The sequence below is a fragment of the Paraburkholderia sp. genome, from assembly GCF_035501035.1.
Classification (GTDB): domain Bacteria; phylum Pseudomonadota; class Gammaproteobacteria; order Burkholderiales; family Burkholderiaceae; genus Paraburkholderia.
In genome coordinates this window covers 1-10,337 of record NZ_DATJWR010000298.1, presented here as the reverse complement: position 1 = coordinate 10,337, position 10,337 = coordinate 1, and the positions used below count along the sequence as shown (strand labels likewise).

Here is a 10,337-nt window from a genome sequence, read left to right as displayed (position 1 = left end):
CTGCGGCCTATCGTGATGACTTCGCTCGCGTTCATCCTTGGCTGCGTGCCGCTCGCCATCGCGCTCGGCGCCTCGCAGAACAGCCGCCATTCGATCGGCACGGGCGTGATCGGCGGCATGCTCGGCGCAACCGCGATCGCGGTGTTCTTCATTCCGATGTTCTACTGGGCGATCGAGTCGCTCGGCTCGCGCAAGAGCGGGGGCAAGGAGACACCTCAGTCGGGGTCCGGAGGCCCCTCTACGCCTTCGGGCGGTTCCGACTCCACCCACCCGACGCCGTCAGCGCGGCACGAGGATGACTGATGCGTGCCGCCACCTTCGCGCGCCTCGTTGCGCCGGTTCTATTGTCGGGGCTGCTGTACGGCTGCCTGCTTGGTCCCAACTACGAGCGGCCGAAGCTGGACGTGCCGGAGACGTTCCGCTTCGCGTACGGCGATGCGGCCGATGTCGTCAATACCGCGTGGTGGGAGCAGTTCCAGGACCCCGTGCTGAACGATCTGGTCAAGACGGCGCTCCAGAACAACCTGAACGTCAAGCAGGCGGCCGCGCGCGTTGACGAGTTCATGGGCCAGTTCGTGAGCACCCGTTCGGCGCTGTTCCCGCAGGCGAGCGTTGGGCTCAATGCGGGGAGGGAGCGTGCCTCGCAGAACGGACCGACGGCGATACCCGCGGGCGTTTCGCCCGTCTTCAACGAGTTCCAGGCCGGCCTCTCGGGCGCGTGGAATATCGACCTGTTTGGTCTGGTCCGGCGCGAGACGGAAGCGGCGCGCGCGAACGTCAACGCGGCCGAGCAGGGGCGCCGTGCGACCATATTGACGCTCGTCGCTTCGGTGGCCTCGTCGTACATCCTGCTACGCAGCCTCGATACGCAGCTGGAAATCGCACAGAGCACGACCGCGAGCCGCGCGGATTCCGTGCACGTATTTACGCTCAGGCGGCAGTTCGGCCAGGTCTCCGAGATGGAGCTTGCACAGAGCCAGTCCGACTATGAGGCCACGGCGGCGACCATTCCGCAGCTAGAGCAGCAGATCGCGCAGCAGGAAGACGCGCTTTCAGTGTTGCTGGGCAGCAATCCCGAGCCGATTCTCCGCGGCCGCGCACTTGGTGCGCTGGCGGCGCCCACCGTACCTGCGGGCATCCCATCGGAGCTGCTCGATCGCCGGCCCGACCTGCTACAGGCGGAGCAGAACCTGATCGCGCAAAACGCGCTGATCGGCGCGGCGCGTGCATTGTACTTCCCGCAGATCTCGCTCACGGGATTCTTCGGATCCCTAAGCACACAGTTTTCGAACCTGTTCACCGGTCCCGCGCGCGTGTGGTCGTATGCCGGGGCGGTCACGATGCCGATCTTCGAGGGTGGCAACATCTACGGTCAGAACAAGCAGGCCGAAGCCAGGCAGCAGGAGGCGCTGTTCGCCTACGAGAACGCTGTTCAGGTTGCGTTCCAGCAGGTCGCCGACTCGTTGATCTCGGTGCAGAAAACGCGCGAGCAACTGACGGTCCAGGACCGCCAGGTCAGCTCGCTGCGCACTTATCTGCGGCTCGCGCGGCTGCGCTACGAAGGGGGCTATACGAGCTACCTGGAAGTGCTCGACGCCGAACGAAACCTGTTCAATGCCGAACTGCAGTACACGCAGACGCAGGCTGCAACGCTCACGAGCGTCGTCAGCCTCTATATGGCGATGGGCGGCGGCTGGGTCGTTCAGGCGGAGCAGATGACCGTGCCCCCGACGGCGAGCGCCCAGTCGCAACCGCAAGGCGCCGCGTCGCAACCTGCTGCACAGGAGCCGCAATGACTGACGGAAAGCTCATTGCTTGCCACGAATGCGATCTCCTGCAACGCGAGGTGCCGGTGCCGGCGGGGGGCGTGTTGCGATGCCGGCGCTGCCGCGCCCAGCTGTATCGCGACCTGCCCAACAGCCTCGACCGCGCGCTCGCGTTTTCTCTCGCCGCGGTAGTGCTGTTCGTGGTCTCGAACGTGTACCCGATCGTCGGTCTCACGGTCAACGGGACCGTCGTCGAGACGACGCTGCTGGGGGCCGTGGACGTTCTGTACAAAGACGGGAAGTGGCCGATCGCGGGCCTCGTGTTCGCGACCACGGTGCTGATGCCGATGATGCTGACCGTGAGCATGTTGTGGCTGCTGGTGCCACTGAAGTACGACCGCGCGCCGTGGGGTGGTGCGGCGATTTTCCGGCTGTCCCGGCTATGCCAGCCGTGGGGGATGACAGAAGTCCTCATTCTCGGCTTGCTGGTGGCGCTCGTGAAGTTATCCGCGATCGCGGGAGTCGTGGTGGGTCCGGCGCTGTGGTCGTTCGGCGCGCTGATGTTCGTTCTGGCGGCCGCCAGCTCTGCCTTCGATACGCACATCCTGTGGTTGCGCGTTGCCGCCGTCGAACACAGGGACGTGGCGCCGGATATCGCCGGCTCGTTGCCGCATGATGGGCTTACCGCGGCGCAATGCGGCCTCGCGCTGTGTCACGACTGCGGGATGCTGGCAAGGGCGCCGGCTCACGCCCACGCTCACGAGTTCCCCTGCCCGCGTTGTGGTGCGGCGATGCACCTGCGCAAGCCGGCCAGCCTGTCGCGCACCTGGGCCTTCCTGATCGCGGCTATCGTGATGTACATCCCGGCGAACGTGCTGCCGGTCATGTACACGAACTCGCTGTTCGGGACGGAGAACGACACGATCCTCTCCGGTGTCGTCTATCTATGGACGTCGGGTTCCTGGCCGCTCGCGGTCGTCGTGTTCGTCGCGAGCATCGCCGTGCCGATGCTGAAGATCCTCGCGCTCGTCTACCTGACGCTCTCCACGCAGATGCACTCGCCCTGGTACGCCGTCGAACGCACGAAGATCTATCGGATCGTCGAGTTCGTGGGGCGCTGGTCGATGCTCGATATCTACGTGATCACCATGCTCGTCGCGCTGGTGCAGTTCCAGGCGCTGGCGACCATCCAGGCCGGCAACGCGGCGATCGCGTTCGGCGCGGTAGTCGTACTGACAATGTTCGCAGCGATGGCGTTCGATCCCCGCCTGATGTGGGACGAAGTGGAGCAGGATCATGCCGGGACCCGAGCAAAAGCCTGATTTCCCCAACGCCGATGCGGTGCCACGCTCGCGGTGGCGCCTGCAGATCGTATGGCTCGTCCCTATCCTCGCGGTATTGATCGGAGGGTGGCTCGCTGCCAAGGCCGTGGTGGAGAAGGGCCCGACGATCACCATCAGCTTCTCGACCGCCGAAGGCCTCGAGGCGGGCAAGACGAAAATCAAGTTCAAGGACGTCGACATCGGCCTCATCAAGTCCGTCACGCTCACGCCCGACCACGCGCGTGTCATCGCGACAGCCGACATCAACAAGGACGCGACGAACATGCTCGTCGACGACACGCGCTTCTGGGTCGTGCGCCCGCGCATTTCCGGCGGGACGGTGTCGGGTATCAGTACGCTCCTGTCCGGGTCCTACATCGGGATGGATATCGGAAAATCGAAAACCGACCGGCGGGACTTCGCCGGTCTCGAAGTTCCGCCGGTCATTGCGAGCGATGTGCCCGGACGCGAGTTCGTCCTCAAGAGCACAAATATGGGCTCGCTCGACGTCGGCACGCCGGTGTACTTCCGAAAGCTGCAGGTGGGACAAGTCTCGGCCTACAAGCTCGATCCCGACGGCCACGGCGTGACGCTGCACGTATTCATCAACGCACCGTATGACAAGTTCGTTCTCTCGGACACACGCTTCTGGCACGCGAGCGGTGTCGACGTGACAGTCGGGTCGAATGGCATTCAGGTGAACACGCAGTCGCTGGTGTCGATCATGATTGGCGGCATTGCATTCGAGTCGCCGCCGGGCACGGTCGATGAGGCTGTCGCTGCAAGCGGCTCGACCTTCACGCTATTCACCGACCGGGCTGAGGCGATGAAGGCGCATTACCACATCGTCACCAAATTCGTTGCCGACTTCAGCGAATCGGTGCGTGGGCTGACCATAGGCGCGCCGGTAGACTTCCGCGGCATCGTGGTTGGAGAAGTCACGGCGATCAATACTCGCTATGACCCGAAGACGGACAAGTTCACCATCCCCGTCGAATTCGATCTGTATCCGGAGCTATTCACGTCGCGCTATCAAACTCGCACGGGAGCCGCCGAAGGCGGCCGCTTGACCAACGACCCTCGCGCGCTGGCGGATCGCCTCGTCGCGAAGGGAATGCGGCTGCAGCTCAGAACGGGCAATCTGCTGACGGGACAGCTGTACCTCGCAATCGACTTCTTCCCGGATGCGCCGAAGGCTGCGGTCAATTGGGAGTCGTCGCCTCCGGGACTGCCGACGATTCCGGGCAACCTCCAGCGATTGCAGGACAACGTCACGCAGCTCGTGGCGAAGCTGAACACGATACCGTTTGACGCGATTGGCAAGAGTACGCAGCAGACGCTGGCAAGTGCGCATTTGCTGCTCAGCGATCTCGACACCGTGATCGTTCCTCAGGCGCAGGGCACACTGGCGGCCGCACAGGCGGCGCTCCAGTCGGCCAACAATGCATTGAGGCCGGACTCGCCGCTACAGCAGAACGCGGCAGATGCGGTACAGGAACTCGCGCGCACTGCTACGGCCTTCCGTACGCTGGCGGATTATCTCGAGCGGCACCCGGAGGCGTTGATTCGCGGCAAGCAGCAGGAGACCCAACCGTGACACGTGCCCTTGCATTCCTTGCTATTGTCCTCGCGGTCGGGTTGTCTGGCGGTTGCGGCAGCTCTCCGATATCCAGCTTCTATCGCTTGAAGCCGGAAGCGCCACCCACCGCCACGGGCGCCGCCGCGCGGCTGAATGTCGTGGTGAGTCCGGTCACGATTCCCGAACTGGTTGACCGGCCGCAGATCGTCGTGAGCCTCGCCGACAACAAGGTTTGGCCCAACGAGTTCCAACGCTGGGCCGAGCCGCTCAAAGGCAACATACAGCGCACGATCGCCGGCAATCTCGCGGCGCTGCTCGGCTCGGAGAACGTGAGCGTGTTCGAAACTGGCGCGAGTGCGACGTCGATGTGGCGCGTGCGTGTGGACGTGATGCGTTTCGATTCTGCACCCGGCGATGCGGCGACTGTCGAGGCGCTGTGGACGATCTGGCCTCCGGGGCAGTCGACGCCGATAGCTGGGCACACGCTCGCGCGCGAACCGATACAAGCGCAGGGTTACGACGCGCTTGTTGCTGCGCACGATCGCGCGCTGGCGCAGGTGAGCCAGGATATCGCTGCGGCGATCCAGCAGCGCGCTTCGCGATGAAGGGCATAGTCGTGTGAAGAAACGCAAACGCTTCAGTGTCGAGCAGTTCGTGGCCGTGTGAACGCATCGCAGGGCATGAGCGTCGGTGTACGACCAAGGTCCGATACCGTTCAAATTGAAATCGAGCTATCAATATCAAAAAGAGTGAAGGTGCTTCACTGTGCCACGGCGCATGCAAGGCGAACCGGATAGCGACACGCCGCTGCTTGCGCAACTTGTTTTACGACTGCGATATGTCGCCCGTGGATGGGCAAAACGGAGGGTAAGGAGATGTTAAAGAGCATATGTCCTCTGCTGGCGATGATCGTATTGGCCAGCTGCGCTGTCACAACCGAGCAACCGATGTCCGATGTCGACAAGGCATCGAAATCGGGGTTTCTGACCGATTATTCGTTGCTGAAGCCGGGCCAGGAAGGCCAGGCGAGGCTGCGGTACGTGAAGCCGAATGTCGACTGGAAATCCTACACGGGGATCTTCCTTGAGCCGGTGGTGTTCATCAGCGATGCCGACTCGAAGATCGACGCGAAGGAGCAGCAGATATTGACGACCTACTACTTCAATGCGTTGAAGACGCAACTTTCGACGGTGCTGCCGATCGTCGGTCACCAGGGCCCGAACGTCCTGGTCATCCGGGCCGCCCTCACTAACGTCAAGAGCGAGAAGCCTGGCTTGCGCACCATCTCGGTGGTTATCCCGCAGGCTCGCGTGATCGATGCGGCGCAGAGCATGGCGACGGACAGTTATGCGTTCGTCGGTTCGGCACAGAGCGAAGGCGAGGTCACGGACGGGGGCAGCGGGCAGATCCTCATCGAAGCCGTGGACGGCCGCTCCGGCGGAATGAGCATCGAGAATGCGGGTGGCGGGCAATGGAGCGACGCAGAGCGTGCAATGGACTATTGGGCCAAATTGTCGGCCACACGCCTGACCCAATTGAGATCGGGGGCCACGGGCCCGTAATGCGCGATTGTTTGCCCGTACGTCGACCGTCATGGGAGTGCTCAACCATGCAACGAATCGCGAGCCTGGCGATCGTCCTCACGCTCGCCTTGATCGCCTGCGTGGCAGTGGCACAGCAGCCGATCATCTACCCGGCCCGAGGGCAGAGTGCCATGCAGCAGCAGACCGACACCGCCCAATGTCATGCGTGGGCGCAGCAGACCACGGGGGTCGACCCGGTTGCGCTGGCCGAGCAGATGGCGAGCAGCCCGCCACAGCCTCAGCAGCGCGGCGGCCTCTTGCGCGGGGCAGGTGGGGGTGCCCTGTTCGGTACGCTGATCGGCGGAGCGGCCGGCGGCCACTGGGGTGAGGGTGCCGGCATAGGCGCGGTCGTCGGCACGATGGGGATGGGCATGCGAATGCGGCGCGAACAGCAGCAGATGGAGATGCAGCAAACTGGCATGCGTCAGCAGGCATCGAGTCAGCTCGCGACGTACAACCGGGCCGTCTCGGCATGTATGACCGGTCGCGGATACACCGTCGAGTAGACAGAACGCTGGCTTCGCGCAGCGCGTCTCGCGAACCCGCGCGCCGCTCGACGACAACGAGGAGATAACGCAATGCTGAGGCCTTTGCGCGCCACCACCCTGGCGATCCTGGTTGGCTCGGCGCCGTCATGGGGTCTTGGGGCCGACTTCGACGGCAGCAAGCCGCTCTTGTGTGCGACGATCGACGCGCACTTCTGCGACATCGGCGAGGTGTGCTTCCGGACGCTGCCCGCAATCCTGGGCGCACCGGACTTCGTCCACATCAACTTCGCGAAGAAGACGATCGTCGGGTCGCAGCGTTCGACTCCGATTCGGTACATGGAAGCCGGCGAAGGCCAGTTGCTCATGCAAGGCACGGAGCTCGGCTATGGATGGAGCATCGCGCTCGACACGAAGTCGGGCGGCGTGTCGATGACCCTTGTCAACCGCGAAGACGTGTTCGTGCTGTTCGGGACCTGCACGCCGTCGTAGCGCCCAGCGGCGACGCGGGTGTGCCGCGCCTGCGCGAACCAGGGGTCAACGCATGACTTGCCTATACAGAAGCACGGTGCCTCGCGGGCAGGGCGCGCCGCGTGATCGGACAGGGCGTATTCAGTTGCAACCGTGGCTGCTCGCAGTGCGGTAGCAGGTCGTTCCACCGGGGCCCTTTGCGACGCCTTTACCATTCATCGTCTTTGCCTCGCCGCCCCGGTTGGTCTGCGTCGTTCGAACGCCATTCTGGTTCACCTGCGATGTCCAGGCCGTGCCGGTGTTCCGGTTATAGCCTCCGGAAGTTTGCCCGTTGCCGCAGGCCGTTTCGCCGCGGGCATTCGTCGCGCATTCCGCAAATGCGTTCGCGGACATCATCAGGCACGCGAGTATTACCAGAGCTTTCATATCAGTCTCCTGCACGGGGCGGTGCCAGGGCACGGCCCCAGGTTCCCCCTGGGGTGACTATCGTTCTGGAGGCAAAAGGAAGACATCACCGCTCCTCGAGCCTACTGATGATCGACCAACGTACGGCTTACTGCACTTTCCCCCGGCTCGAGCGATTCCGATGGGATCGAATGACATGCCTCGTCGAGCGAAAGGCGGATACGCTTTCCCTCGGCAGGCCGCGACACGTTGTGCCGAATCGCCCGAAGAAGCGTTTGCTCTCCTGACTGAAATGCGAGCCGGATCTGTTCTTCCGTCACATCGCTTGCCCCGAGGGACTCGCAAGCATCGTCATACGAGATCGCAAACGCGCGATATCCCCACCCGAACCCGTATGCGCTAAACCAGATTTCGCCTCGGTGAGACGATACGGGAGCCGAGATACAGATTGATGGCTGATTCATCGCGTTCACTGTTCCAAAGAAATGCAGTCGCCAATGAGGAATTGTCTTCCGGATGCCGGTGCTTTGGTGCCAGGTTAGCAGGATAATGCCGCGTCCGTATTTGTAGGTTTATCGGGTGAAATTGACAGACTCGTTCGTTTCGACAGGAACTGTGCGGCACAGCATCGGCAGACACTGTCTACGTTGGGTAACGTAGCATCGCCCACATGCCGTTTCCTGAATGGCGGCCGCGTGGCGATTGCCTGCTTGAACGATAGACTAAGCTTCAAGGCTGGGCAAATATTTGATCTACGTCAATTTTGTCTTTGTGGGCTTATTTACAAGGCCCGGCACGCTTCTTGCCGATGGCTGGGCGTTCTCCGAAGGCGTTTGTCGCGTATCACGCCGCCTTTGCGACGCATGCTTTTGGGCGGTGCGGTGGTAATCGGCACGCTGGCATGTGGCTTGCCGATTTTCGCGGGCTGGCGGCTGGCTGGAATGTGAAAAGCCAGCATTCGCGACAGGGGGCGATGGCGTGATGGTTGTTTCCCGGTTTCGCATTTTGCAGCGGGGATATTTGATTTGGTTTGTTTGATAATATCTATTTTTAATTGCAATGGAAATAATTTTGCGTGGGTGTCGTGAAAATAATAAATATGCAGGGTTTAAATTTTCCTATTTCTACTGTCTATGATTGATCAATATGCTAACCATATCTATCAGGTGACAAGCGTTGTTGGCATTCTGGATCGCTTTCGATTCCTTGCGGCATAGCTGTCAGTGTTTCGGTGAATATCACCTGTCAAGGCTGCCAGGACGAGTCGACGATCGTCCACAGCGCAGCTTTCGGCTTCAGGTTCGCGTCGAATGGCAACGGCAGATTGGTCCGCGGTACGAGCGCAACTGGCGCATGCTCAGCGAAGTCGAGTTCGTGTCATAAACAGCAGGTCGGGGCGGTGCGAGCCATGCGCGGCTCGCCGCCCTGTGTGTGGTCCTACTCGTAACAAGTGGAATATTTGATGTCGTACGCAATCTATCCGAGCCTGTCGGACAAAACGATCGTCATCACTGGTGGTGGCAGCGGCATTGGCGCCGCAATGGTCGAGGCATTCGCACAGCAGGGCGCACGCGTTTTTTTTCTCGACGTGGCTGAGCACGACTCGCTCGCGTTGCAGGAATCGATTCGCAATGCGAAGCATCCGCCGCTGTTCCGCAAGTGCGATCTGCGCAGTGTCGAGGCGATCGAGAGCACCTTCGCTTCGATCGTCGATGCCGCCGGGCCGATCGAGGTGCTCGTGAACAACGCCGGCAACGACGACCGTCACGAAATCGGCGCGCTGACCGCGAGCTACTGGGACGAGCGCATCGCCGTGAATCTGCGGCACCAGTTCTTCTGCGCACAGGCCGCCGCGAACGGCATGCGAAAGGCGGGGCGCGGCGTGATCCTCAATCTCGGCTCGGTTTCGTGGCATCTCGCGCTGCCGAACCTCGCGCTCTACATGACGGCGAAGGCCGGTATCGAAGGGCTCACGCGCGGTCTTGCGCGCGATCTCGGCGGCGCCGGCATTCGCGTGAACTGCATCATTCCGGGCGCGGTGAAAACGCCGCGACAGATGCAACTGTGGCAGTCGCCCGAGAGCGAAGCGAAGGTCGTCGCGGGGCAGTGCCTGCAACAGCGTATCGAACCCGAGCACGTCGCGCGCATGGCGCTGTTCCTCGCTTCCGATGATGCTTCGCGCTGCTCCGGCCGCGATTACTTCGTTGACGCCGGATGGTACGGAGAATGACGATGCCAACTCCCGTGTGCGTATGGCCGCTCGCCGCCGAACTCGGCGAGGGGCCGCTGTGGCAGGCCGCGGAAAATGCGGTCTATTTCGTCGATATCAAGGGCCGCCGTATTCATCGTCTGACGGTGACGACCGGAGAGCATCGAACGTGGCAGGCGCCCGGCCAGCCGGGCTTTATCGTGCCGTGCGGGGACCGGGCTTTCGTTTGTGGCCTGCCTGACGGCCTGTATCGTTTCGATGGGCGTTGTTGCACTAATCGTAGAGCTTCGCGGCGGATTGACGTTTACGCGCAACGCTCGGGTTGACCAGGATGTTAACTTCACTTCGAACTGCGTAGATTCTCGATTTTTTCGCCGAGAAGATGCGCAAGGACCAACGCAAGGCAAGTGGGCCCAAAGGGGTGTACCGCGTCAGGAACTGGCGGGAATACAACGCGGGCTTGATCGCAAGAGGCGATGTGACCATGTGGATTGATGAAGGCGTACTGACGCAGGTA

10 protein-coding genes and 1 pseudogene are annotated in these 10,337 nt (G+C 62.2%); all 11 read left to right on the top strand.

Translation table 11 applies throughout. From position 1 onward, the window contains the following. The coding region (locus VMJ11_RS21985) for an efflux RND transporter permease subunit (protein ID WP_325621727.1) at positions 1-303 on the top strand (303 nt) is incomplete at its 5' end. Beyond that, on the top strand, positions 303-1,796 hold the full coding sequence (locus VMJ11_RS21980) for an efflux transporter outer membrane subunit (RefSeq protein ID WP_325621725.1): 1,494 nt from the start codon (positions 303-305) through the stop codon (positions 1,794-1,796). The genes VMJ11_RS21985 and VMJ11_RS21980, both read left to right, overlap by 1 nt. Next, positions 1,793-3,088: a paraquat-inducible protein A gene (locus VMJ11_RS21975; RefSeq protein ID WP_325621723.1), complete on the top strand. Its 1,296-nt coding sequence runs from the start codon at positions 1,793-1,795 to the stop codon at positions 3,086-3,088. Before VMJ11_RS21980 ends, VMJ11_RS21975 begins: the two co-directional genes overlap by 4 nt. Then, positions 3,063-4,685: an intermembrane transport protein PqiB gene (locus tag VMJ11_RS21970; RefSeq protein ID WP_325621721.1), complete on the top strand. Its 1,623-nt coding sequence runs from the start codon at positions 3,063-3,065 to the stop codon at positions 4,683-4,685. Before VMJ11_RS21975 ends, VMJ11_RS21970 begins: the two co-directional genes overlap by 26 nt. After that, positions 4,682-5,272 (top strand): PqiC family protein, encoded by a 591-nt coding sequence (locus tag VMJ11_RS21965; protein ID WP_325621719.1) that lies wholly within the window; start codon positions 4,682-4,684, stop codon positions 5,270-5,272. Before VMJ11_RS21970 ends, VMJ11_RS21965 begins: the two co-directional genes overlap by 4 nt. A gap of 342 nt (positions 5,273-5,614) precedes the next feature. Beyond that, the gene (locus tag VMJ11_RS21960; RefSeq protein ID WP_325621717.1) at positions 5,615-6,229 is read left to right on the top strand and encodes a DUF3313 domain-containing protein; all 615 of its coding nucleotides are present in this window, start codon (positions 5,615-5,617) and stop codon (positions 6,227-6,229) included. Between the two features lie 47 nt (positions 6,230-6,276). Continuing rightward, positions 6,277-6,756 carry a glycine zipper family protein gene (locus VMJ11_RS21955; protein WP_325621715.1) on the top strand — a complete coding sequence of 160 codons (480 nt, stop codon included), beginning with the start codon at positions 6,277-6,279 and terminating at the stop codon, positions 6,754-6,756. Between the two features lie 72 nt (positions 6,757-6,828). After that, entirely contained in the window at positions 6,829-7,227 is a 399-nt protein-coding gene (locus tag VMJ11_RS21950; protein WP_325621714.1) for a hypothetical protein, read from the top strand. Positions 7,228-9,073: 1,846 nt separating this feature from the next. Further along, positions 9,074-9,841, top strand: coding sequence for an SDR family oxidoreductase (locus VMJ11_RS21945; protein ID WP_325621713.1), 768 nt, complete (start codon positions 9,074-9,076; stop codon positions 9,839-9,841). Beyond that, positions 9,826-10,146 carry an SMP-30/gluconolactonase/LRE family protein gene (locus tag VMJ11_RS21940; RefSeq protein ID WP_325621711.1) on the top strand — a complete coding sequence of 107 codons (321 nt, stop codon included), beginning with the start codon at positions 9,826-9,828 and terminating at the stop codon, positions 10,144-10,146. Before VMJ11_RS21945 ends, VMJ11_RS21940 begins: the two co-directional genes overlap by 16 nt. A 56-nt stretch (positions 10,147-10,202) precedes the next feature. Continuing rightward, positions 10,203-10,337: pseudogene (locus tag VMJ11_RS21935) on the top strand (IS5/IS1182 family transposase); the annotation flags it as partial.